This window comes from Larkinella arboricola (assembly GCF_003259745.1).
Lineage (GTDB): Bacteria > Bacteroidota > Bacteroidia > Cytophagales > Spirosomataceae > Larkinella > Larkinella arboricola.
In genome coordinates, this window is the sequence record NZ_QLMC01000018.1 from 1 (window position 1) to 21,578 (window position 21,578).

The 21,578-nt window shown below is 36.6% G+C and carries 27 protein-coding genes; 13 read left to right on the plus strand and 14 right to left on the minus strand.

Going from position 1 to position 21,578, the window contains the following annotated elements:
* Positions 1–852: MobF family relaxase (gene mobF, locus LX87_RS27820; protein WP_146624595.1), on the minus strand; the 852-nt coding region annotated here is incomplete at its 3' end.
* Positions 853–1,008: 156 nt separating this feature from the next.
* Between mobF and LX87_RS29045 the strand changes: the two genes are divergently transcribed.
* Positions 1,009–1,380, plus strand: coding sequence for a hypothetical protein (locus LX87_RS29045; protein ID WP_211325389.1), 372 nt, complete (start codon positions 1,009–1,011; stop codon positions 1,378–1,380).
* 13 nt (positions 1,381–1,393) lie between these two features.
* Here LX87_RS29045 and LX87_RS27830 read toward each other — a convergent pair whose 3' ends face one another.
* A complete protein-coding gene (locus LX87_RS27830) occupies positions 1,394–1,819 on the minus strand; it encodes a hypothetical protein (protein ID WP_111631580.1) in 426 nt (141 codons plus the stop codon).
* A 70-nt stretch (positions 1,820–1,889) separates the two neighbouring features.
* Between LX87_RS27830 and LX87_RS28935 the strand changes: the two genes are divergently transcribed.
* A complete protein-coding gene (locus tag LX87_RS28935) occupies positions 1,890–2,066 on the plus strand; it encodes a hypothetical protein (RefSeq protein ID WP_170139498.1) in 177 nt (58 codons plus the stop codon).
* A gap of 2 nt (positions 2,067–2,068) precedes the next feature.
* Here LX87_RS28935 and LX87_RS28685 read toward each other — a convergent pair whose 3' ends face one another.
* From LX87_RS28685 to LX87_RS27840, 3 genes are all read right to left on the minus strand, one after another.
* Positions 2,069–2,332 carry a hypothetical protein gene (locus LX87_RS28685; protein WP_146624596.1) on the minus strand — a complete coding sequence of 88 codons (264 nt, stop codon included), beginning with the start codon at positions 2,330–2,332 and terminating at the stop codon, positions 2,069–2,071.
* A gap of 27 nt (positions 2,333–2,359) precedes the next feature.
* Complete coding sequence (locus LX87_RS27835; RefSeq protein WP_111631581.1) at positions 2,360–3,814, minus strand: type IV secretory system conjugative DNA transfer family protein; 1,455 nt, start codon at positions 3,812–3,814, stop codon at positions 2,360–2,362.
* Positions 3,815–3,882: 68 nt separating this feature from the next.
* Complete coding sequence (locus LX87_RS27840; RefSeq protein WP_111631582.1) at positions 3,883–4,314, minus strand: SEL1-like repeat protein; 432 nt, start codon at positions 4,312–4,314, stop codon at positions 3,883–3,885.
* 101 nt (positions 4,315–4,415) lie between these two features.
* On the opposite strand from LX87_RS27840, the gene LX87_RS27845 reads away from it, so the two are divergent.
* Positions 4,416–5,684 carry a J domain-containing protein gene (locus tag LX87_RS27845; RefSeq protein WP_111631583.1) on the plus strand — a complete coding sequence of 423 codons (1,269 nt, stop codon included), beginning with the start codon at positions 4,416–4,418 and terminating at the stop codon, positions 5,682–5,684.
* Here LX87_RS27845 and LX87_RS27850 read toward each other — a convergent pair whose 3' ends face one another.
* The 5 genes from LX87_RS27850 to LX87_RS27870 are packed head-to-tail and all read right to left on the minus strand — an operon-like array spanning position 5,685 to position 8,252.
* Positions 5,685–6,293, minus strand: a complete 609-nt coding sequence (locus LX87_RS27850; protein ID WP_111631584.1) for a hypothetical protein — start codon at positions 6,291–6,293, stop codon at positions 5,685–5,687.
* 4 nt (positions 6,294–6,297) lie between these two features.
* Positions 6,298–7,002, minus strand: a complete 705-nt coding sequence (locus LX87_RS27855) for a hypothetical protein (RefSeq protein ID WP_111631585.1) — start codon at positions 7,000–7,002, stop codon at positions 6,298–6,300.
* The gene (locus tag LX87_RS27860; protein ID WP_146624597.1) at positions 6,999–7,343 is read right to left on the minus strand and encodes a hypothetical protein; all 345 of its coding nucleotides are present in this window, start codon (positions 7,341–7,343) and stop codon (positions 6,999–7,001) included. Before LX87_RS27860 ends, LX87_RS27855 begins: the two co-directional genes overlap by 4 nt.
* Before the next feature lie 10 nt (positions 7,344–7,353).
* Complete coding sequence (locus LX87_RS27865) at positions 7,354–7,887, minus strand: hypothetical protein (protein ID WP_111631587.1); 534 nt, start codon at positions 7,885–7,887, stop codon at positions 7,354–7,356.
* 8 nt (positions 7,888–7,895) lie between these two features.
* Complete coding sequence (locus LX87_RS27870) at positions 7,896–8,252, minus strand: hypothetical protein (RefSeq protein ID WP_111631588.1); 357 nt, start codon at positions 8,250–8,252, stop codon at positions 7,896–7,898.
* 259 nt (positions 8,253–8,511) lie between these two features.
* Here LX87_RS27870 and LX87_RS27875 point away from each other — a divergent pair, with 259 nt between their 5' ends.
* The 3 genes from LX87_RS27875 to LX87_RS27885 all read left to right on the plus strand — a co-directional run bounded on the left by LX87_RS27875 (position 8,512) and on the right by LX87_RS27885 (position 12,122).
* Entirely contained in the window at positions 8,512–9,195 is a 684-nt protein-coding gene (locus LX87_RS27875; protein WP_111631589.1) for a recombinase family protein, read from the plus strand.
* A gap of 90 nt (positions 9,196–9,285) precedes the next feature.
* Positions 9,286–10,362 carry a DUF4297 domain-containing protein gene (locus tag LX87_RS27880; protein WP_111631590.1) on the plus strand — a complete coding sequence of 359 codons (1,077 nt, stop codon included), beginning with the start codon at positions 9,286–9,288 and terminating at the stop codon, positions 10,360–10,362.
* 143 nt (positions 10,363–10,505) lie between these two features.
* Entirely contained in the window at positions 10,506–12,122 is a 1,617-nt protein-coding gene (locus LX87_RS27885; RefSeq protein ID WP_146624598.1) for a hypothetical protein, read from the plus strand.
* A 3-nt stretch (positions 12,123–12,125) separates the two neighbouring features.
* On the opposite strand, the gene LX87_RS27890 is transcribed toward LX87_RS27885, so the two are convergent.
* Positions 12,126–12,539 carry a PIN domain-containing protein gene (locus tag LX87_RS27890; protein WP_111631592.1) on the minus strand — a complete coding sequence of 138 codons (414 nt, stop codon included), beginning with the start codon at positions 12,537–12,539 and terminating at the stop codon, positions 12,126–12,128.
* Positions 12,536–12,796, minus strand: a complete 261-nt coding sequence (locus tag LX87_RS27895; RefSeq protein WP_111631593.1) for a hypothetical protein — start codon at positions 12,794–12,796, stop codon at positions 12,536–12,538. The genes LX87_RS27890 and LX87_RS27895 overlap by 4 nt, the downstream gene beginning before the upstream one ends.
* Positions 12,797–13,096: 300 nt before the next feature.
* Here LX87_RS27895 and LX87_RS27900 point away from each other — a divergent pair, with 300 nt between their 5' ends.
* From LX87_RS27900 to LX87_RS27930, 7 genes are all read left to right on the plus strand, one after another.
* The gene (locus LX87_RS27900; RefSeq protein WP_111631594.1) at positions 13,097–13,483 is read left to right on the plus strand and encodes a DUF2958 domain-containing protein; all 387 of its coding nucleotides are present in this window, start codon (positions 13,097–13,099) and stop codon (positions 13,481–13,483) included.
* 502 nt (positions 13,484–13,985) lie between these two features.
* Entirely contained in the window at positions 13,986–14,663 is a 678-nt protein-coding gene (parA, locus tag LX87_RS27905; RefSeq protein WP_111631602.1) for a ParA family partition ATPase, read from the plus strand.
* Positions 14,638–14,898, plus strand: coding sequence for a hypothetical protein (locus LX87_RS27910; RefSeq protein ID WP_111631595.1), 261 nt, complete (start codon positions 14,638–14,640; stop codon positions 14,896–14,898). Before parA ends, LX87_RS27910 begins: the two co-directional genes overlap by 26 nt.
* 117 nt (positions 14,899–15,015) lie before the next feature.
* Positions 15,016–15,930, plus strand: coding sequence for a replication protein RepA (locus tag LX87_RS27915; protein WP_111631596.1), 915 nt, complete (start codon positions 15,016–15,018; stop codon positions 15,928–15,930).
* 550 nt (positions 15,931–16,480) lie between these two features.
* A complete protein-coding gene (locus LX87_RS27920) occupies positions 16,481–17,449 on the plus strand; it encodes a DUF8464 domain-containing protein (RefSeq protein ID WP_111631597.1) in 969 nt (322 codons plus the stop codon).
* A 15-nt stretch (positions 17,450–17,464) separates the two neighbouring features.
* Positions 17,465–18,223, plus strand: coding sequence for a hypothetical protein (locus LX87_RS27925; RefSeq protein ID WP_111631598.1), 759 nt, complete (start codon positions 17,465–17,467; stop codon positions 18,221–18,223).
* A 5-nt stretch (positions 18,224–18,228) separates the two neighbouring features.
* Positions 18,229–19,092 carry a hypothetical protein gene (locus LX87_RS27930; RefSeq protein ID WP_111631599.1) on the plus strand — a complete coding sequence of 288 codons (864 nt, stop codon included), beginning with the start codon at positions 18,229–18,231 and terminating at the stop codon, positions 19,090–19,092.
* Here the strand turns inward: LX87_RS27930 and LX87_RS27935 are convergent.
* Together LX87_RS27935 and LX87_RS27940 are read right to left on the minus strand one after the other, a co-directional pair.
* Complete coding sequence (locus tag LX87_RS27935) at positions 19,089–19,493, minus strand: hypothetical protein (protein WP_111631600.1); 405 nt, start codon at positions 19,491–19,493, stop codon at positions 19,089–19,091. The genes LX87_RS27930 and LX87_RS27935 overlap by 4 nt on opposite strands.
* On the minus strand, positions 19,462–21,578 hold a 2,117-nt coding region (locus tag LX87_RS27940), incomplete at its 5' end, for an ATP-dependent DNA helicase (protein WP_146624599.1). The genes LX87_RS27935 and LX87_RS27940, both read right to left, overlap by 32 nt.

The following is a 21,578-nucleotide window of genomic DNA, read 5'->3' on the forward strand; positions in this document are numbered from 1 at the left end:
CCGATCTAGCCAAATTTGCCGAAGCTCATCAGTTGATAACCCCTTAAGTTTGTTCTCCCTCGTTTTTGACCCCAAACTATCAAGGGCTTTTGCATTAGTAATTTCTTTTTCAGCAGCAAGCTTCTCTATCTCAGTAGTTCGCCTGGAAAATTTATCAATGGTTTCGCGTGATACCCCGGCTAATTCAAAATCCCTTTGATTCCGTTCCAGTTGATAGCCAGCTTTTTGTAGTTTATCAGCCAGGAGAGAGTTAAAATAGGCTTCATAGTATGGGGCATCAGCCTTTATCTGTCCGAATTGAGCCGCTTTCCATTGACCTTCTTGCTCATCATAGGTCGAGTTGAATGCGAAGCAGTGTGCATGCAGATGGCAATCAGGCACATCATCAACAGGCCGTGATGTAGTATGTATAAATTCACCCCAGACCAGATTACCGGTTTGCCTGTCGGTATCCTGTCCATTTTTGCGGACACGTGTTGCAGCTTCTTCTTCTAAATGCTGCATAGTTTCAGATACGGCACTTCTGAAGGAGTTGAGTATATCCTGATCTCCTGTTATGCCATATGCAATAGATATGGATTTAGGAACGCTGAAGGTAAAATCATACCCCACTCGACGAGCATCATTGTTGCGTGCAGTGAGCTGTTCACCCGTTTCAGGATTGATATTATAGCAGAGCGATACAAACTCATCCTTGGTTACTTCACCTGACAGATTTAGCTGAGCAGCCGATTTTCCACCCCAATTGCCAATTATCTCGCCTTTCTCAGCATAGTAATCCTGCCGTGATAATCCTTCATCATAGTAGCGAGATGCGCCTTCTGCCGAATTATTTGGGGTTATCCGCAGCATTTTGTAAGTTGTTAACTACAAAGTGACTAACAGTATTGGAAGACAATCAGTAAAGCAATAGTAAGGTAAAAATATTTTTTGATTTTACACAGGCATCTCCCCTTAGAAGGCTAAGGATATTTATAAAGGTCAATAATCTCTAAAACTTTACAAAATATGGTCAGGTTTTATGCACTCGCTATTGGAAAGCTATTGCTTAGTCTCATTATTGACTTAATTGGGATGCTAACCTACTTAGCCCCAGGTAGTGGAGAAACCCTAGACATTGTTCTAGCTGTTATTTCGATGGCCATTGTTAAAAGTATGTACCTACGTAATGAGCGTTCTGAGTATGTCCTATTGGAAGAGATTCTCCCTTTTACAGATATTATACCAAGCGCAACCGTTATCTGGTTTATTAAATATCTGGGTTCTGGGAAGGAAGCACTGGCGGAGCATTTAGAAATGTACCCACCAGATGGAGGTGTTAAAGCGTTATCGGGAGGAGATTTCGATATCAATAGTTTAGACTATGATAAAATTAAGTAATAAACATGGTTATTTATGAGCAGTTATTCATCCAGCTAAGTTCACTAAGTTGCTGCAAGAATTTAAAATCCCATTCTTTAAATGAAAGATGAGAAACCATTGTATCTAGAGCGGCAGTGTAGGCAATTATGGCTTTATCATAGTTGCTGAATGCTCTTTCACAATCGCCTTCCTGACATAGAGTCATAAATCTTATCAGAGGAATTTTGTAATCAGATGAATTCTTAAGCTTATCAATATAGTATGTTGCCATCTTATAATTACTTGGAAAACCTTCTGCACCTTTGGAGAAGAAGTAATTTAATTTGAAACAAACACTACTGTCACCCTCTTCCGCTTGTTGAATAATTGAAAGACGGTCTAAATCAACCATAATTTTTTGATCAGCTAATAGCTGTAAAGCTTTGGCATGGTTTCCAATTTGCTTTTCTACTTGCAATCAGTACCTTTATTAGAAATAGGCTCTAGCCAAATTGTAACTGATTTTCCACTTAAAATCAATTAAGATCATGGCAGGTAAGTTCACTGATTACATTAAAAAGAATCCCAATGCAAGGCCAACTACTCCGCCATCATATGATTGGGACAAGCACAAACAGATTTCCTACGAACGGGCAGATGCAGCCGACCGTGCAAGGCAGGAGAAAAATAAACAGACTGAAAAGGATAATAATCCAGTCAGATAAAATTATCTAAAAGGAACATGTCTGTAGGGTTCGTCTCTAGGGCCAGCTCCACCACTACCACCATTACCTGGTCCTACTGGAACAATAGGTCCAGTTTGCGTAAAGCTTGGATCTGGCTTAGCTGTTGCTACTTTATTAAGCTCTGGACCTTTTGAAGGTTCTGCTGAAGCCTTTGATAGGCCAGACTCCTGCTTTACATAATCTCCAAACTTGCTCATGGTTTTTCTTCTTTTTTTGTAAAGAAAGAAGAAAAACCATGAATTCAAAGTTAATATTTTCTTTTATTAGCTTGGCTAATCAAAATCTTGCTCGAAAGTAGCTTTCCAAAAGTTATTATTGTCTGACCAAGTAATGCCACGTGTAGTAATAAAGGCTTCAACAAAGTAGTTAAAATACTCACCGCCTGAAGCAAGGTTTGTGAATTCGACTGGCAAGATTTGATGCATAAGCTGCTTAGAAAAGCTTTTGCCATAAGTGGTATTTATATCAAACATCGTTTTTTGCTGACTACCACCTTCCAAAGCAATTATAGTTTGCCCAATCAGCCGTGAGGCCCACTCATTTGTTACAGCATCATTATTCCCATGGAAAATCTTGGTCGAGAGATTCCCCAGTAAGCTATCAACCTTAGCAGAAATTTGTGCACCGCCCATTTGGGAATAATAATTAGAAATATTTTGCGTCAAAAATACAGTGCAGGCTTTAGAAGAACGAGCTGTAGTCTGAAAAATAGTATCATACTCATTAACAAAATACTGACTTTCATCAACCCACAAGAAAACGGGTAAGGTCTCTTTGGTAACTTTTCGTCTTTCTACTGCCTGTTGCCAAAGATGCTTAAAGATCGATTGAGCATAAAGGCCAGCTACTAGATAATCCTTTACAGGAAAATCTAAAACAATTACTTTGCCATTAAAGGTATCCTCAGGAAGAATTGTTGTCTCCTGGCTAAAATGATCTTTCAAAATACCGATTAAAAACGGTTCACAGTAGCCTAAAAAGGATTCTTTAATTGAGTTTCGGGTTCTTGGATCAATAGTCGCAAATTCTTTTAAAAAATAACTATATACTAAATCAAATATCGGTTGTTCATTAACCTGAACATTTTCAATTGCGTTATTTAAACATTTGATACAATAATTTACATGAGCCCATTCCTGAATCTTTTTATCATCATCAGATATCTCTACTAAGTGATTGTAAGCGTCAATACCTTCAGGTGAATGGTTTATCAACTTCACCATATTATAAACTGTAACTTCTTCCTTTGCTAATTTAAGAAGATCTATAGTCCTGTTTAAACATCGCTTAAGCGCGTTTTCCCAAAAACTCTCACTTTCATGAGCATTAGAACCGCTTATACGTTGCCCCATTTTAAAAATAGTAATGAATAGCTCAGTAATATTGATAGTCTGATTGGCTCCCCTTCCTTCTCTATTTATTTCATAGTTAAGGAAGTTGAATTTCCACCTATCCTTTTCCTTAAAGAATATAAAATCTTTTTCTCTACCAGTTTTCTTAGCGTATCCTTGCCAAAGATCAGCTTCACCAGGTTTAGTACATAATACCAACCCACCAAAACCATTTCTTAAGAAACTATGAGCAATGGCTTTGCCACTGCCCGTAGTTTTACCAGAGCCAATTCCGCCAAAGATTTGTACTCCTTCAACGGCGTGGCGTACTCGCCACCAGTCATTCTGATCATCTGAGAATTTAATCAGCGGAAAATTTAAGTTAGAAGCATTCATCTCCAATACAAAACATTGAAAGCCAAAGCTATAAATATCAGATATTTAGTACAATATACTAGAAATTGTTATTTGTATTCTTTGAGCAGCTTATCTAGCTCATACCTCTTTTGTTGCCTGAGCTGTTCTTTCTCATCGTCAGGAAATCGGCGCATGATCTCAAATCCTGCTTCATAGAGACATTCTTTAGCTAGCCATTCATCACCAAGTTCCTTATATAACTTACTCATTTCTATAAATTCCTGAATTTCATCAATCAGGATACGTTTCTTTAAATGAAGCTTGAAGAACTTCTCGTAATAGGAAATCGCCTTCTTAGGGTCTCGCTGAACAGTTTCGCCTAAGTTATACATTTTAGCAAGTGAGTATAGGTAGTGGTAATTAGCGCCTTTTTGGAGAGCCTTTGCTCGCGCCACATAGCGTTTAGCATTGTTTGAATTGATTTTTTTTGGTTGTTTCTGTTTAGATGAGCTTTTTTTTGCTTTATCTTTAACTGTCATGCTTTCCTAAGCTTTTGCTCATTTATATCATATAAAATTACTTAAGTAAAGTGATGCATATTGCCTGATTAGAATCTCACATAGCCTGACATTGATCATATATGAAGAATTATTATGAAATCTTGGAGATTGATCCTGATTCAGATAGTGATCAGATTAAAAAAGCCTTTCGATTAAAGTCTAAACAGTATCACCCTGATAAGAATCAGGGTGATCCAGAGTATAATATAAAATTTGTTGAGGTAAAAGAAGCTTACGATGTTTTATCAAATAAGGAGTCCCGTTTAAAATACGATAATGAGCTTTACACTCAAGGTCAAAAGGCGAATTCAAACTTTTATTCAAAATCAAGCAATAATTATGATTACCAAACCTATCATAAAGGACGTAATTTAAAAAATGTTCCCTGCTTTCCTATTAAGCTACTAGAGGGCGAATTTGAAAAGCTAATTCTTTCTTGGTTATCAGAAGGGGACTATACCCCTGATGATATTATTGATAATATTACTCGCAATCACAATTTGAGCTTTTTACCTTATATGTATATGAACCAAGCATATAGTGGTACTTTTGAAGCAAAACTAGGTATTTACCGTACATATTATAAAAAAGTCTATAACCAGAATACCAAACAATATGAGAATGTTGCTCATAGAGTTATGGAATATTTCTATCGCTCCCATCAAATTCAAAATAATGCTCATTTAGTAGGGTTAAATCAGAACGTTACTAAAGGAACGATGTTTGAAAAAATTGAAGCCAAATTTCAGTCAAGCTCTAACGATGCTGCAAATATTTATAGTTTAGATTTGAGTTCATTTGATGAGAAACAAATTTTGCAGCCTAAATTTAGCCAACAAGATCTTTTTGAAACTCGACTAAAAAAGGATCTCTTAAATATCATTCGTAAACAAGCTCTAAGTCATTATAATTATGATTATGTATCATATGCTAATGTAAATGTAGAGTTTCTAAATGTAACTCACTTTGAGTTTTTTGTTCCCTACTGGATATTCACATATCGCTATAATGAATCATCTTATTATTCATTTGTAAATGCCTTTGATACAACACAATATGGTGGCACAAGGCCAGTAGATAAAGCTAGAAAGAAAGTGGTGGCTAAAATAAATTGGAAATATTGGACTATAGGACTAGGTTCAATGTCACTATTAACTTATCTATCGATGCTTATTTATCAAGGCTACTATCAGATAGAAGATTTAGAGCTCAATTGGTATAGTGTAATTATAGCTATTAGCGGATTAATTATCATCCACAAAACATCTCGAAAAAGAATTAATGCAATTAAGAAGATATCTTATGATATTAGGAAAGAAAAGCTTAGAAAGAAGTTAGAATCAATGTGATTAATTTTTCCTTATGTAAGTAATAGTAATCTTGCCTTCGCTCGACAAATCCTCGCCTTCAATCAATATCTTGTCAGTAGTAAATGATTTAATTTCGAAGTTTTTTGTGTTGGTAATTACATTACCAAATCTAGAATAGTCATCAAATATTGTACAAAAATTCTTTTGGTCTGTTGTATTTACAGAGGCTTTTATATCACAATCTGATAGGTCCTCTTCCCAGAACTCTATATTTGTTGTACCCCAATTACCATTAACAGTGCCGCCCGCTAAAACTCTTTCACTTCCTTGAGTATCCTCAGCTTTACCATAATAATCTATATATTTTTTGTATGTTATCCTTTTTATATATTGGTTTGAATTATTATAGATAGCTGTACCTTTTATAATATTAATTTCTTTGTAACTATCAGTACGTATTTCAAAATCCCATTTACCCAATAATATATTACGGTCTACAATAGTAGTATTTTTATTAATTAATGTACCGTCTTCTGATGAATTGTTATTAGCGTATGATGAAATGTATTTGTAATCAAAGAACCTGATAGCTGCGCACAGAGCAATAAATGCAAACAGACCAAGAAACAGAATTACACTTTTACGCATTGTGCTATTTAATTACATGTCCAAATCTTGGTGCTTGTTTGTTTTCGGTTCTGTGACCCTGGTTTTTCAATACATCATCTACATGATTGTTAAAACCAAATATAAATTCGGCCAGTTGATACAGCCATATTGAAACTGCACAGAAAGCAAGCGGGATGCCCGCTACAAGGTTAACCAATGTTAATCCAATAGCTACTAATATTATAGTTATAGGTTCTATGAAATTTTGAACTGCTGATTGCTTCCATCCTTCATCAAGTAAGAAGGATAACAAGGTACTACTTCCTTTATAATCTTCTGGAACGTTCTTATAATTTTTAGGTAATCTTTTGGGATCATGAGATATCTTCCATTCCTTCACACCAGCTATCAAAGTATAAAAAGCAATACTTCCATAGAGAACACCCATAAATATATTTGAGGCTTTGCTACCAATCTCATCATCAAGAATATCTGAGAAAAATAATATGCTGATGATTAATAAACATATGAATGAAAGTATGACTCTGGTTAGACTCAATCCTTCACGGCCAAAGTTCTTCCGAAAAACCACTTTTACAACTTCTGCACCAACGAAAACTAGGATTCCGGCCACTGCTAAGAATAGTCTTGTTTGAGCGGCGTTGTTCTTTTCATTGAATGAGTCTATAAAGCTTTTTGATGCTTGCCCTACCAAGTCGTTAAACATATCGTTCGGCTGTTTCATCATGAATTAGGGTTTTGTGGTAATTTTCTAAATTTTAGTGGATTTCCAACTGCAACATCAGTTTTTAGAATAGTTCCTTCTCGTTTGAAGGCTTCTATTTTTTCTTGTTTTAATAAATTCTCTACTTCTTCATCTACTTCTTCCCAAAACTTATATTCCCACTCTTCATTAATTTGATTTTGGGTCAATGTCCGAACCTGAACATTATTTTCATTTAGCGCAAATATTTGTATCTTTTTTTTAAGAATTAAAGAATTTACTCTAATCTCTCTTGGCCATTCCTTGCGGGGTAAACCTATATTCTTTAGCATAATATATTGAGCTGCTTCCATTAATCTATTCATTTTAGGATGATTAATTATTTGGTACTTGAGTAATGGTTACTGCTGTTGGTTTTGATTCCTTTTTAGTATTAGTTATATTGTTTGTTGAATTTACTTGCTTTGGTGAAATAGATATCGTTGAGTTTGGTATTATAAGCTCATACCTATTAATAGATTTCTTGTTGTTTTCATTTGGTAAGGATTTTATTCCAAAATATGTTATTAACCCTAATCCAAGTACAAAAGCTATCCATTGTAAGTTTACAAATATAGAGATCGGTTTATTCCATATTGATGGGCTTTTCAATTCTCCTCCACCTGGGTCTAACTGACTAGCTAAAGCACTAAGAGTTAGTATTCCAGTTAAAACAGAAACGAAAAATAATATCCATGCGGCGAAAGCAATTCTCTTCTCTTCAATACCGACCTCTCCGATAAAGTCTTTTGCAAATGTTATCGTAAATGCTATAATACCAACAGCTATATTAATTAGCTGCTTTGAAGTTTCTGAACAGAAGTCAAATGCTTTCTGTAATCTACTATCAAATTTGTCAGTAGGGGTCATTTTCTTAATTATTTACATGGTTCGCGCCACCAAGGGTGAAGAGGACATAGTAGTTCTTTTATTTTTAGGAAATCTTTCATTGTAACCAACTTTGGTGTTTGATCTTTTAATCCAGCTTGTGCATTATTGTCTTTATTTCCAGCTTCAGCTTCTTTCACCATTAGTGAAATTATAAGAATCAAATTTATTTGGGCTGATTGTATAATACCAGAGTTGGCTGACTTTATAGAATTAACACCATTCCGGATCATCTTCTTAACCAAGTCGTTTGTTTTACTATCAAATTGGTAGTTAAATGCTTGAACACAGCCATATGCAATAGATGTAAATCCCTCTTCAAGAGGAGAATTTTCCAGAGCTTCCATATTGTCGCGTATCAATTAGAGCTGTTAGTGATAATGCTGTCAGTTAATCAATGTTTAAATGTCAATATTTAGATATGCTAGTATTATATTACTTCTTGTGAAAATCAGTTATTCTCATTGAAATTGCTTGAGTCCCGCTACTGCCTTTAATATAAATATTTCTCGGTTATTATGGTAACAATTTAAATTTTTGTTTTATAGGGGTAACAAACCAGGAACGACCGTTGCAGGTTTGTTACCCCCATGCTATATTGCCCCAATGAAGTATGTTTCCTACATCCGGGTAAGCACTAAGGGGCAAGAGCGCAGCGGCCTATCTTTCGATGCTCAGAAAGCGATCATTGAGCATTACGCCCAGATCGACAAAGCCGAGATAGCAGCAGAGTTCATAGAAACCGAAAGCGGTAAGGATATTGAAAACCGCCCGATCCTGAAAGAAGCCATCCAGTACGCCCAGGCTAACAAGTGCGTTTTGGTAGTGGCCAAGCTCGACCGCTTAAGCCGTGACGTGGAGCATATCTTTAAGATCCAAAAACAGCTTGGTTCTCTTTTCAAAAGCTGTGATCTGCCAACCACTGATGCTTTAACGCTTTCCATTTATGCCGGTATAGCGCAAAGGGAGCGTGAGCTTATTAGCATTCGTACCCGCCAGGCACTTCAAGCTAAGAAACGCCAAGGGGCGAAACTTGGTAAGTTGTCAAACTTGACCTATGAAGGCCGCAGCGCAGGCGGAGCCGCCCGAAGTAGTAAGGCCAAGGTAAACCAGAACAACCAAAGAGCTAAAGCCCTAATACGTGTTTGCCGGGAAAAAGGCATGAGCCTTGCTCAGATTGCAGAACACCTAAATATTAATGGATTTACTACCTCTACCGGTAAACCCTTTCATAAGGTAGGTATAGGTAGGCAGGTAAAATCGATTGAAAAAGAGAGCCTTAAAATATAAACTCTGTTTACAAGATAGTATGAAAGTTGCCTAAATGGACTTTTATATAATATATTGCTGATCCTATGTAACTGAAAATGCTATCCACCAATGACAGTGACGGATGATTCAAGTCCATTGTTTGCCCCGCAAAGGGAAAAGAAAGGAGCCGAAACTTTTGGCAAATATGGCTATCAATATCATTGGGCATTATACCGGGTACTGAAGGAACATGAGAAACTAAACGAATATGCAGTATTTGTAGAGTTACATGAAGATGTAGTTTTATCAAATTCTCTTGATAAGTCACAAGCGAAGTTTGAATTCTCCCAGGTAAAAACAAATCAAACACCTTTATCTACAGCAGATATACTAAGGCCAAAAAGTGGAAAGTCTGTTTTAGGTAAACTATTAGATACATGCACGAATAAGCCCTTTGCTAGTTCTATAAACTATATCAATTTAGTGTCTGCAAACGGGTTTAATATTGATTTAAAAGTAGAAGGCGTAGCATTAGAAATTATCAGAGTTGATGATATACACGACGATACAATAAAAGATATTGAAGAAAAAATAAAAAAAGAATTAGGCTGTACTGAGCTACCATCTAACATACAATTCATTATTCCTGATTTACCCGATAAGCGTTTTCAAGACGTAGTAATATCCCAAATTGCAAAACTTATCTCAAATTTATTTCCTGCATCATTTTGTGATCCCATGAATATATACAGATCATTGATTGATGATTTGAATATGAAAGGTACGGTTTTATATGATTATAACAAATGGGATGAATTATTAGATAAAAAAGCATTAACTTCAGTGGCTGTTACTAAAGCAATTAATGTGTCTTTAGTTTCAAAAAATGATGCAGCGATAGATGCTAGTTTTGTTGAAATAACTTCTGAAATGGGTATGACATTATTTCAGCGAGATAGATTTAAAAAAGCATTTAATAGGTACAAGCAAAAGCGGATTGGTAACAGAAGTACACTACAGCTTGATACTTCCAAAACAATGAAAGCTTTAATTGAGGATCAATCTTTGTATTGTTCAAACATGAACGAATTGTTAGATGTAGCCTCAAATCTTTTACCTGATAAAATCAAAAACCAGTTCCCCAATAAGGACGATTTGAATGCGGCTATAATTTGTGAGTATATAATGAGCAATCAAAATGAATGAAGAGAACTTTAAATTATTAGTCCGCAACCTTAGAAAAGGTAACCATGCCAAGCTTAAAATTCAATCAACTGCTAGTTCTGTCAAATTCAACAAAGTCAGGAAATGTATTCAACTTCAGCAACCGGCTGAATTTGATAACGGCAGTGGACAATAGCGTTGGTAAGTCAACCTTGATTAAACTCTTATCTTGGGGAATGGGATGTGAGCCTTTTCTTGATACTACTTGGAAGAGCTTTGATTGTAAGGTAATAGTTAAGTTTACCGTTGGTGTAGTTCAGTATCAGGTGATGCGTTATGACAACATAATGCATTTAAAAGAAGGTGATAAACCTTTTGTGAAGTACACTAAAATAACAGGTGATTATACCAAAAGATTTGCTGAGATAGTTTCTTTTAAAGCATTTCTAGTTAAGCGAGGTACTGTTTTACTGGAAACTCCACCGCCTGCATATTATTTCTTGCCTTTTTATATCGATCAGAAAAAAAGCTGGGCAAACTTCTGGGATCATTTTGATAATCTTGCACAGTATGCTGATTTCAAGACCGATATGCTCAATTATCATATCGGCTTATACACCACTGAGTATTTTGAGCTTTTGCAAGCCATTTATAATGAACAGGTTATCCGTAAAGGTATTCAAACGGAGATAGATAAGATGGATACAACTATAGAAGTTGTTAATTCATATATACCTGCGATCACCACAACGCTGAACGAATCTGAATTTGAAAAAATTACAGATGAAATTAGAATCGAATTAAGTGAGCTTTCTATCGAGCAAGAAAAATTATTTGATAGACTAGCCAAGTACGAGAGCGAAAAAGCTTATTATGAGCATCAAAAGGCTATTGCTAATTCAATAGTTGCTGATTTAGAAAGCGACTATAAATTCTCAGTTGAGAATCTTCCTACAGATGAAATTGAATGTCCATTATGTGGTACAATTCATGAAAATTCTGTTTTTAACAGAGCTTCAATTTTGACAGATAAGCTTCAAGCTGAAAGCCAGTTACAAACTATTGAAAATACATTATCTAAAATTGATAATGGGCTACGTAATGCAAAGAGAGAACTCGATAAAGTAAGAAACAAAATTAGAGAGATTAATGAAAAGTATATAATTGAAGAAGAAAACACTACCATCCAATTAGTTGATATAATTGATAGCTTTGCCTCTACTTCTATTCAAAAGAAGGTTGTTGAAGATAGGAATATAAAACTTGTTGATCGTTCAGAATCAGAAAAAAGGATTAAAAAGCTTAATGACCAAAAGAAAGATATTATTACGCAAGAGCATAAAGACCTGATTAATGAAACTTTTTTTAATCACTTTTCATATTATGTTCAGCTATTAGAAGCTGAAGGAATAAATTTATCAGAAGTTAAGTCACCAAGTCATTTTAACAAATTGTTTAATGAAGGTGGTGCTGCTGAAGGTATAAGAGCGGCACTAGCATTTTATATTGCTATTTATACGATGTCAGCGCAATTTTGTGACCAAGTAATTCCGGCTTTGTTAATCGACACGCCGAATCAACAGGAACAGTCAGAAAAAAATTATGATAAAGTGATGGAATTTCTAATGAAAGAGATTCCGCAGGATAGACAAATAATTCTTGCAGCAATGGAAAACCCTCAACTGAAAAGCTTTAAAGACAATTCTAATGTTATTACCCTTAACGGTAAAAAGATATTATCCGAAGATAAGTATTCAGATGTAAAGAAAGAATTCGATCTGATAGAGCCAAGCTTAAATTAATTTTTAAGCGTCAATCCAGTTTTCCAGGGTAATACCATTCATATTGGTAAAGTCTTTGGTATTCCTTGTAACTAAAATTAGTTTGCTTACAATGGCTGTAGCACCTATGAAAATATCTAAGTCTTCCACCCGCCTGCCTATGCTCTTCAACTTAGCTTTTTGACGTGCGTATTCTTCTAAGCACTCACTGATCGTTATAGTTTGCTCAGAAAAGGCAGTTTTCAGGTTTATAACTCTTTGAAGGTTCACAGCCTTTCTTTCTGGCGCACTTTTTTCAACGCCATACAACAGTTCAGCTATTGTAATTTCTGATATAAAGCAGGACTGGAAGCCTACTTTTTGAATTTTACTTTTTAGATCAAATTCACCTTTGATGAAATGGATACAGATATTCGTATCTAGTAGATACTTACTCATAATTCAATATCGCGTGTTCCGCTTACGCGGTCAGAATATATTTGCTTAACCAGCTCGTCACCGGTTTCTTCTCCTTCCCAGCTACCAAAAAGGCTGTAGAAAAGCTTCTCTTTATCGCCTTCGGTAGAAGCGGCAGATTGTGGCTGTGAATCGGAAGTAACGGTTATGGTCAACTCCTCATCATCTCGCACCAGCTTTTTTATGGTGTTGATGAAGGTATCTACTTCCCTACCCTTTATGTGATATGTTGCTTGCATCGCTTTCTATGGTTAATGCCAATATAACGCTTTTTCTATTGTAACCGGTTCTTGCCTGCTTGTAAAGCCCGCCAATCTGCTGATAGTTAGCTGTTTGGTACTCTGGCGGTTTCACCCTCTCCTTTTAGCCGGTCGCCGGTTTGCCACGTGGTCTTACCGCAGCCGCTCAGCTTCACCAATAAAAATTTTCGCCTTGCCTTAACAGTCAATTCCCCGCCCTACCAAAATTTGTTCATGGTTCGTTCGCTATAGCTTCGGTTGTTCAGTCCCCGTAAACCGTAACCTAAAAGGAGATTGAACATGAAACTGTTTACCAAAGAACAACTAACTAAACTTCTCAATAATGGCAGCTCTGCCAATCGAGGCAAAGACCATAAGCCAGTAGTAAAGCTATTTACACCGGATGCCGGTTGCACCTGGTTACTCACCGAAATAGATCCTGAAGAAACAGATCTTGCCTTTGGCCTATGTGATCTAGGCTTAGGCTTTCCAGAACTTGGCTATGTATCCATTACTGAGCTTACTACAGTGCGTGGCCGCTTCGGTTTACCGGTCGAGCGCGATCTACACTTTGAAGGTAAGTACCCGATCAGTGTCTATGCTGATGCAGCTCGCCAAAAAGAGCGCATCGTTACCGAAGATCAAAGGCTATTGCAGATCATTGCTACAGCAACGAAGAAACAATAAATTTACTTGAAAGCCCTGTTCCGGCAGGGCTTTATTCTCCAATACCTTATCAAATTTGACATTCTAATTATTGACAGTTAATGCTTACTTAGTCATTTTGTGATGATATGTGCTTCCCCCCTTCCCTATCGCAGATTGATTTTTATGATAGCCAGCTCACTGGTGAAGATTTGAGCCAGGCCATTATCGATCATGAAGATAAATGGCTTGCCGAGGTCTATAAATTTCAACGTCACACAGATAAGCAGTACTCAGAACATCACACTTGCAGCATGGTTAAATGCCTGCCTAAACACTTGCGCGATCGTTTCTACGATAAATATTATAGTGGCAATCGTCTTCTTAGAGAAGATATTAAGAAATGTTATTAGACTATAAACCTCTGATAATCAATTTTCATGAAATCAGTAATTACTGATTTCATGAAAAAATGAATACATAATTTCAGACTTGCATGAAATTATGCTTTCAGTTATCTTGCCCACAAATCATTGAGGGTTTTATGATAATATCCGTAACAAGCCTGAAAGGTGGCGTTGGTAAATCGACCATTGCTCAGAATCTGGCTGTTTGTTTTGCTCATTCAGAATATAGCGTTTGTATTGTGGATGTGGACACTAACCAAAGTGCTTTACGTTGGTCAGCTCAACGTGACGATGATCTACCAGCAGTACCAGTTTATGGCTTAACTGATGGTATGGAGCTTTCAAAGAATGTAAAGCACCTTAATCAAAGCCATGAAATAGTAATCATTGATGGCACTCCCTCACTTTCACAAGTAACAAGCAAGATCATCCTTCTTGCCGATATTCTAATCATCCCAATCTTGCCAAGCGGAATAGATGTTTGGGCTACTGAAAAATTCATTGAGCGTTACCGGGATGCAGAGCAGCAGAAGGAAGAAACAATCCCTGCTTATTTTCTCATCAATCAAAATCAGTCAACTAACCTTTCCAAGGAAGTAAAAGAAGTTTTAGAATCAACTGGCATAGATGTATTCAATACATCTCTCAAGAACCGTATAGCTTACCGTGAAGCCGTTATCAAAGGGGTAGGGGTCTACGAGTACAAGGACGATAAGGCCAAAACAGAAATGGTTGATTTGTTCCAGGAAGTTAAAAGGGCTATTACAAAACTTAATAAGGAAAGTAGTTATGGCAAAAAAAGAAACCGGGCTTAAAGCCACTCTTTCAGCATTAGGGCCGAAAGTGCCAGTAAAGCAGACCACTGTAGATGTTGAAAAGACTGAAGCAGCAACCAGGGTTATTCACTCTGAAAAGAAGGAAAAAACCTACCGGCAAACTGTAGATCTACCGGAGGAAGTTTTCAAGCAATGGAAGATCAAACTGGTTATGGAAGGTAAAACCATGCAGGAAACTTTACTCAGCCTAGTAGAGAATTACATAAAACGCTGATTTCAGGAATTCAGGAAAGTATGATCTCAGGAAATCATATTATACTGAAATTATGGTATTGATAATCAGAATGATATAATATATTTTTCTTTTCAATCAGCACTAAAAAGGTGTCTTATGCCGAAGAAAGATTACTTCATACAGAAGCAAAACGATAGCATGCTTAATATCTATAAAGATAAAGCCACTATTGAAGCTGCCTTTTTTCAGCACTCAGTACTTTGCCAAACATTCCTTCCTTACCGTGATCCAGGTGACGAAGTTAAAATGTGGCAGCAGAAACAAGGCCAGGCACACTTAGCCATAAGTGCAACGCCGATTCTCAACCCCCAGACAAATTCTTACGAATTATCAGGCATACCATTTGGCCCTAAAGCCAGATTGATCTTAGCTCATATCAATACTCAGGCAATCAAAACCCAAAACAAAGTCATTGATGTAGAAGACAGCATGACTGCTTTTATAAAATCAATCGGGTTAGGAACAGATGGCCGAACAATAAGGCAGGTAAAGGAACAGCTCCGCAGACTAAGCGCATCAACACTCAGTGTTGGTTTCTCTGATGGGGCAAAATCAGTACAGGTTGATTTTAAGATAGTAAAAGCATTTGACCTGTGGTTCCCAAAGAACGATAGCCAGCGTGTATTATGGCCATCTACTGTAATCCTGAATGATGATTACTTCAGTAGCCTAATGAATCATGCTATACCATTAGATGAACGCGCTCTAGCCGCATTGTCCAATAATGCAATGGCAATGGATATTTATTCATGGCTAGCCCAACGGCTTCACCGTATCCCACAGAACGCGCCACAGTTCATATCATGGCAAAATATGAAAGAGCAGTTCGGCCAAGGCTATGATCGTATGGATAACTTCAAGACTGTTTTCCGCAAAACTTTAAAAATGGCATTGAAGCAGTATCCTATAGCTCTTACTAAAATAGAGGAAGTGCCGAACAAAGGTTTCAAACTAGCTAACGCTCAGCCGCCTATAGTCGCCAGGAACATAATCCAGCTTGATACTAAGTGATAATGATTATCACAAAAAGCACGTGAACTTTGTAGGAGTTTTACTTTTAACATTCTGATTTATAAAGCTTAGCGAAGAAGCACGTGAACTTTGTAGGAGATTTCAAAATTAACTAATTGATAATCAATATATTGCTTACGGTAAGTCTATGAACTATATATATATTTCGATGATAATTGCAAAGATACAACACGTGAACTTTGTAGGAGATGCAGGCGTAATGATCTGTATTACAGTAGCTTAGATGCTTATCCACGTGAACTTTGCAGGAATGGCATTTTTAGAAAGTTATCCACGTGAACTTTGCAGGGAACCCCCTACTTATCCACGTGAACTTTGTAGGAACGATTACGTGAACTTTATAGGAGAATCCACGTGAACTTTGTAGGACAAACCTATATATACCTATATCTAAAACCTATAATAAAAATTACCTATAGTAAAAAGACCAAAATGTGGATAACTTCTGGTTGCTAAAAAATTTTAAAGTAGTTGCTGTTGAAAAGAAAAAGAACTGTTAAAAAAATTAGTCTATAGATTAAATAGTTTTATGAACAGTGAACAGGCAAAGAAGCTATCTCTTCCTGACATTTTGGCAAGGCTTGGCCATCAGCCAGTTAAAACGCTGAAAGGTGGAAATGAGCTTTGGTATAAATCACCCTTCAGAAATGAAGTTGATGCTTCTTTCCATACTAGCTTCTTAGGTGGTAAATGGATCTGGAATGATTTCGGTGATAAAGGAGGTACAGTCCTAGATTTCGCCATGCGATATTACAACACTGAAATTAAGGGAGCCTTATCCTATTTAGATCAGCTAATGGGAAGCAATCAGCAAAGCTTGTTTTCTAGTGCGTCAGCTAGGCAAAGCCCTATAACAGCTACTACCCTAGCCAGCCCAGAAGAAACCCTTTCCTTGCATAAAATAAACCGCCTTACAAGTGATTCATTTAATGGAAGAGCATTGATGCAATATTTAACCGAGAAAAGAGGGATAGATCCTGTCATTGCTTCTAAGTACCTGGTTGAAGTACAATACCGAAATAATGAAACAGGGAAAACCTACTTTGCTGTAGGCATCAAAAATGAGCAAGAAGGGTATGAGATACGAAATGCTTACTTCAAAAGTTCACTTGGTAAAAAAGGTGTTACGATCATCAAGGGTAAGAGGAAAGGGGAAGTAGCTGTTTTTGAAGGTTTTATGGATTTTTTGTCAGCTTTAACTTATTACCAGTCAGTAGACTTAGGTAAGTTTCAGCATCTTGTAGAGCATGATACCCTGATAATGAATTCTGCTTCTTTTCATCTACGGACAAAAGAACTGCTTAAAGCCAGTAATTACACCAAAATTTCGCTTTACTTAGATAATGATAATACCGGCCAGAATATAAAATCTATGTTGGAAGGCGAGTTTAGCAGTATTACATTGGACCATTCAACAATTTACTCTGACTATAAGGATTTTAATCATTTGCTTGTTTCTCAAAGTACCACAGGTAAAAATAATTTAAATCATCGCTAATTAGAATTTGTTGTTATGAATCATATCAATGGTAAAGAAATTATTGATATAAAGAACCAAATAGCTTCTAACTTTAAAAAGTCAGATTGGTTAGATTTTGGTTATACTTTGGATTCCTATGATATTATAGATAATCATTCTAGGCTACTTAGGAGTTTGAGTTTTGGTGATGATGATTATGAAGCAAATATTTTAGAAGTTTTAACTGCTATTTTTGAAAGAGATCCTAAAAATTTTAATGCGGTAAAAACTTATTTATCGAAAAAATATTCAACACCAGCAGTTTCAGAGTTCATTTCTACAGCTCATAGCGAAGTGCCAAAAAAACTTATTTCATTCGCCCCACAGGTTTTTCAAGTTCCAGATAAGCCACAAAATGAGAAGCTTGTTTCTGTTATGTTACCTTTTAAATTAGTCAGAACACATGAAGCAGTAAAAAAAGCTTGTGAGGATTTAAACCTTGAGTGCAAAAAAGCTGATGATATTTGGGTTAATACTACATTTATACAAGATATTTTTGAATTAATATTCACTAGTCATGTTGTGATTGCAGATTTCACCGATAAAAACCCAAATGTTTTTTATGAAGTAGGAATTGCGCATACATTAGGCAAAACGGTTATTCCTATAACCCAGTCAATAGCTGATGTTCCATCTGATCTTGGCCACCATAGAGTTTTAAAATATTTACCTAATGAACAAGGTTACGAAGACTTAATAACAGAATTAAAAAAACGCCTTAAAACATTAGTTCCAAAAGCATTTGAATTTTGAGAAGAATGAACACCGAGATTATACTTGACTATATAGGCAGAATTATAGAAGCCTGCGCTGGTGAAATCTTAAGATATACACTTCAATTATATGAAGTTCAGAAAGATGTAGATGATTATGACCCCTCTGAAGTGGTGAGCCCTGAGCCTATTGCTTCAAGTGTATTGTTACAAATACAAGGTTACTATTTCTTGGTTACAGCAGGTCATGTATTTGATAGGAAGGTTAAGAATAATATTGGTTTCATGATAAATAATGAAATACATTTTATAATGGGACAGTTAAGATACAGTGATGTTAAACAAGATGAAACTTCAAATAAAGTTGATCTTGCAATATTGAAATTAGATCCTGATGTTGTTCAAGCCTTAAATGTAAAGTATAAATTCATAAACTCTGAATTAATATCTTTTGACCATTCTATTGTAAATACCCCAAGTTATTTAATTGTGGGTTATCCTATAAGAAAGACTAAAGTTGATAAAGTAAAAAGAAAAATAATTCCATCACCTTTAATTTTCATCACCGGTGAAGCAGACCAATCAGAGTATAATAGGTTAAAGTTTGATCCTCTTGTTAATGTGCTTCTTAAATACAGGCAAAAAAAAGTAAAAAATTTTACTAATAAAAGAGTAGAACAACATACTAACCCACAAGGGATAAGCGGATGTGGCGTATGGTATATTGCCAATTTTATTAAACCTGAAGGTGGTTTGCCTGATTTTAAATTGATGGGTATTATTATTGAACAAAATGAGTCTAAGACAATCCTAATTGCAACAAGAATTCATATTTTAACTGAAGCGATAAGGAAAAGCTTTAAAATAGACGTTCCTAGATCAAAGATTTTAAGAATCAGCGAAGATTAAATATCTTCCTTAATATCAATGTCTTTGATATAAGCTTGCCCTTCATCTATGTTATCAAAATTTGAAATACTCGCCTGGATGAAAGTAACACGATGGCGACAGAGCTGATTATAAACCTCATGAAGGTTCCGGCCAGTTATCTTAACATGGTTACCAGATATAAAAAGTTCTAAGCTTTCTGAAGGATTAAATTTGATTTTAGTCATGTAGGAGTAGGGTAGGGAAACAAACTCACCCCCCTTTAGCCTTAAATCCAGCATTACCGCCCTGCGAGTAGCAGAACGCTCAATACCCCAGAATTCAGAGTTACTAGATTCTAGTTGCTCTTCGTCGTTATAGGTGTGAAGTGGTACAGCGGACATCTTACCCCTATCTTTTTGGAGTTGCTCTTTGAGTCCCATTGTTATGTGTTATAATTGGTTTCTGCGTTTGTGTAAAGGAAGGTGAAGGATCGTTAGAAGCGTACTTGTTAGCATTGGTTACTAAACGTTCAACAGCCTTACGGCTGATTGCCGCTACATTGGTTTTCCAGGTAGCATAGCTATCAGCTAATGATTGCAGGCGATTTACCAAGATAGATTGAGCTTTGATTTTCTTTTCAACCGTTTGTGCCTGGTCAGCTATTGTATTCGCAGAGATCCGCTCGGCACTCCGGTTACAGACAATGCTTTGAAGATCATGCTTATTGTCTGTATAGATTGAAACAGCTTCTTTGCCTCTCGATACCGATACATAGAATTGTTCCCTAGTAGATGCGCCGAAGGAGTCAGCACTTTGCGCCACAATTACCTTATCAACTGTCTTACCCTGTGATGTATTGGAAGTTACCGCGTAGCCATGTGTGAAGTGTCCAAACGTTTTGTTTAGGGTAGTGCCATTGCTCAAGCGCAAATTTCCTTCATTGTCGAAGCCGGTGATATTATAGATCTGGCCATTATTGAGCTTAGTACCATTAGTGGCTTTTCCATTTTTAGTAATCCTGATCTTGTCGCCAATTGCAAAACCTGCTTCTTGTCTAGCGTACACCTGAAACTTGGCTGCTTCACTGGCCGGCAGGAAGTTTTCTATATCTCCATTCCTGACAAGTACATTGCCTTGTTCATCTTTGCCGGTCACTTGAAATTTCTCACCAGCCTTGAAGCCTTTTACGTTTTGATGAAACTCTATTACCTGGCCAGCCTGATAGTTAATTACATCTTGCCTTTGAGCTTCCGTAAGGTTGAGATTTCTTAACCTGGTTATCTGTTGATCCTCTTTGCCGATTTTACCAGCAGAGCGCAGAACATGCCGGATTTGATCTGTAACCATTTCCCCTTCCTTATGCGTAGGAGCCACAACCAACACATCCTTGAATCCTTTGCCTTTCCGTTCGGAGATACCTTGCAGATATTCAGTTGCAATTTCCTTCAATCGCTGATTTTTATCCTGTATTTCCCGAATCGCCCCGGCCTTATCTAATTGCTCATATCCTTTTTCAAAAGCTCCCTTGGAAATCTGCTCCATAGCAGCTTTATAGGCTTTGGCGTTTTTCTGCCTGACTACTTCATTGACGCGAATCGCTTTAATCCCGCCCATTTCCTGAATATTTCGGAAAGCATCACCACGTTCTACAGAGGCATGTTGTTTAGTGTCGCCAGTTAGGATAATCCGGTTATTATTCTGTTTGGCCAGCTCCATTAGTTGATTCATGGTTTTGTTACCGACCATTCCAGCTTCATCGATCCACAGCACATGGCCTTTAGTTTGTTCCTGGAGCTGTTTATTGATGAGAAGTGCAGACAAAGTATCAGCTTCAACATATCCTTCTTGCCTTAATACACCACGTGATGCTTCTGAAGAAGGAGCAAAGGCAAAAATTTTGCGGCTAGTTTCTTCTATACCAGTTTTAACTTCACTCATCAGAGTAGTTTTCCCGGTTCCAGCTCCGCCTTCAATGGCTATAATGCCATCAGTTGAGTTAAGAGCATGACTGATTGCTTGCCTTTGCTCAAAATTTAAAGACTCGTTCTTATAATGATAATCACTATTCAGAGGTTTGAAGCGCCCTTTAGATTGGATGCAGCTTTGTATAAGCTTATTTTCTTCTTGGATTGCTTCTTTAGTCGTAACAAAATGAGAGCTATTAATTTTTCCATGAATTAAATCTGTTCGATTTTGATACGCTTTTTTTATCTCTTCAGGGGAGTATGATGTAAATCCACGTTTATAGGCTTCCGTTAATAACTGTTTTTCCTGAACTACTGACTTACGCTCTAAGCTATGGCTAAGAGCATGATCTAAACACTCATCAGGTGTTAGTTTATGTCCAGGATCAAAATCGCCTTTTCTCTTTTCAATAGCAGCCCTTCCGCCGAAGGCGGAAAAAATTTTTTCGGATTCACCCTCAGTTAGCCGATCTAGCCAAATTTGCCGAAGCTCATCAGTTGATAACCCCTTAAGTTTGTTCTCCCTCGTTTTTGACCCCAAACTATCAAGGGCTTTTGCAT

Excerpts from the sequence above, each read along its gene's own strand:
- LX87_RS29045 (WP_211325389.1), top strand. The coding sequence starts at position 1,009 with ATGGTCAGGTTTTATGCACTCGCTATTGGAAAGCTATTGCTTAGTCTC.
- LX87_RS28935 (WP_170139498.1), top strand. The coding sequence starts at position 1,890 with ATGGCAGGTAAGTTCACTGATTACATTAAAAAGAATCCCAATGCAAGG.
- LX87_RS27835 (WP_111631581.1), bottom strand. The coding sequence starts at position 3,814 with ATGAATGCTTCTAACTTAAATTTTCCGCTGATTAAATTCTCAGATGAT.
- LX87_RS27840 (WP_111631582.1), bottom strand. The coding sequence starts at position 4,314 with ATGACAGTTAAAGATAAAGCAAAAAAAAGCTCATCTAAACAGAAACAA.
- LX87_RS27845 (WP_111631583.1), top strand. The coding sequence starts at position 4,416 with ATGAAGAATTATTATGAAATCTTGGAGATTGATCCTGATTCAGATAGT.
- LX87_RS27850 (WP_111631584.1), bottom strand. The coding sequence starts at position 6,293 with ATGCGTAAAAGTGTAATTCTGTTTCTTGGTCTGTTTGCATTTATTGCT.
- LX87_RS27855 (WP_111631585.1), bottom strand. The coding sequence starts at position 7,002 with ATGATGAAACAGCCGAACGATATGTTTAACGACTTGGTAGGGCAAGCA.
- LX87_RS27860 (WP_146624597.1), bottom strand. The coding sequence starts at position 7,343 with ATGAATAGATTAATGGAAGCAGCTCAATATATTATGCTAAAGAATATA.
- LX87_RS27865 (WP_111631587.1), bottom strand. The coding sequence starts at position 7,887 with ATGACCCCTACTGACAAATTTGATAGTAGATTACAGAAAGCATTTGAC.
- LX87_RS27870 (WP_111631588.1), bottom strand. The coding sequence starts at position 8,252 with ATGGAAGCTCTGGAAAATTCTCCTCTTGAAGAGGGATTTACATCTATT.
- LX87_RS27875 (WP_111631589.1), top strand. The coding sequence starts at position 8,512 with ATGAAGTATGTTTCCTACATCCGGGTAAGCACTAAGGGGCAAGAGCGC.
- LX87_RS27880 (WP_111631590.1), top strand. The coding sequence starts at position 9,286 with ATGACAGTGACGGATGATTCAAGTCCATTGTTTGCCCCGCAAAGGGAA.
- LX87_RS27890 (WP_111631592.1), bottom strand. The coding sequence starts at position 12,539 with ATGAGTAAGTATCTACTAGATACGAATATCTGTATCCATTTCATCAAA.
- LX87_RS27895 (WP_111631593.1), bottom strand. The coding sequence starts at position 12,796 with ATGCAAGCAACATATCACATAAAGGGTAGGGAAGTAGATACCTTCATC.
- LX87_RS27900 (WP_111631594.1), top strand. The coding sequence starts at position 13,097 with ATGAAACTGTTTACCAAAGAACAACTAACTAAACTTCTCAATAATGGC.
- parA (WP_111631602.1), top strand. The coding sequence starts at position 13,986 with ATGATAATATCCGTAACAAGCCTGAAAGGTGGCGTTGGTAAATCGACC.
- LX87_RS27910 (WP_111631595.1), top strand. The coding sequence starts at position 14,638 with ATGGCAAAAAAAGAAACCGGGCTTAAAGCCACTCTTTCAGCATTAGGG.
- LX87_RS27915 (WP_111631596.1), top strand. The coding sequence starts at position 15,016 with ATGCCGAAGAAAGATTACTTCATACAGAAGCAAAACGATAGCATGCTT.
- LX87_RS27920 (WP_111631597.1), top strand. The coding sequence starts at position 16,481 with ATGAACAGTGAACAGGCAAAGAAGCTATCTCTTCCTGACATTTTGGCA.
- LX87_RS27925 (WP_111631598.1), top strand. The coding sequence starts at position 17,465 with ATGAATCATATCAATGGTAAAGAAATTATTGATATAAAGAACCAAATA.
- LX87_RS27930 (WP_111631599.1), top strand. The coding sequence starts at position 18,229 with ATGAACACCGAGATTATACTTGACTATATAGGCAGAATTATAGAAGCC.
- LX87_RS27935 (WP_111631600.1), bottom strand. The coding sequence starts at position 19,493 with ATGGGACTCAAAGAGCAACTCCAAAAAGATAGGGGTAAGATGTCCGCT.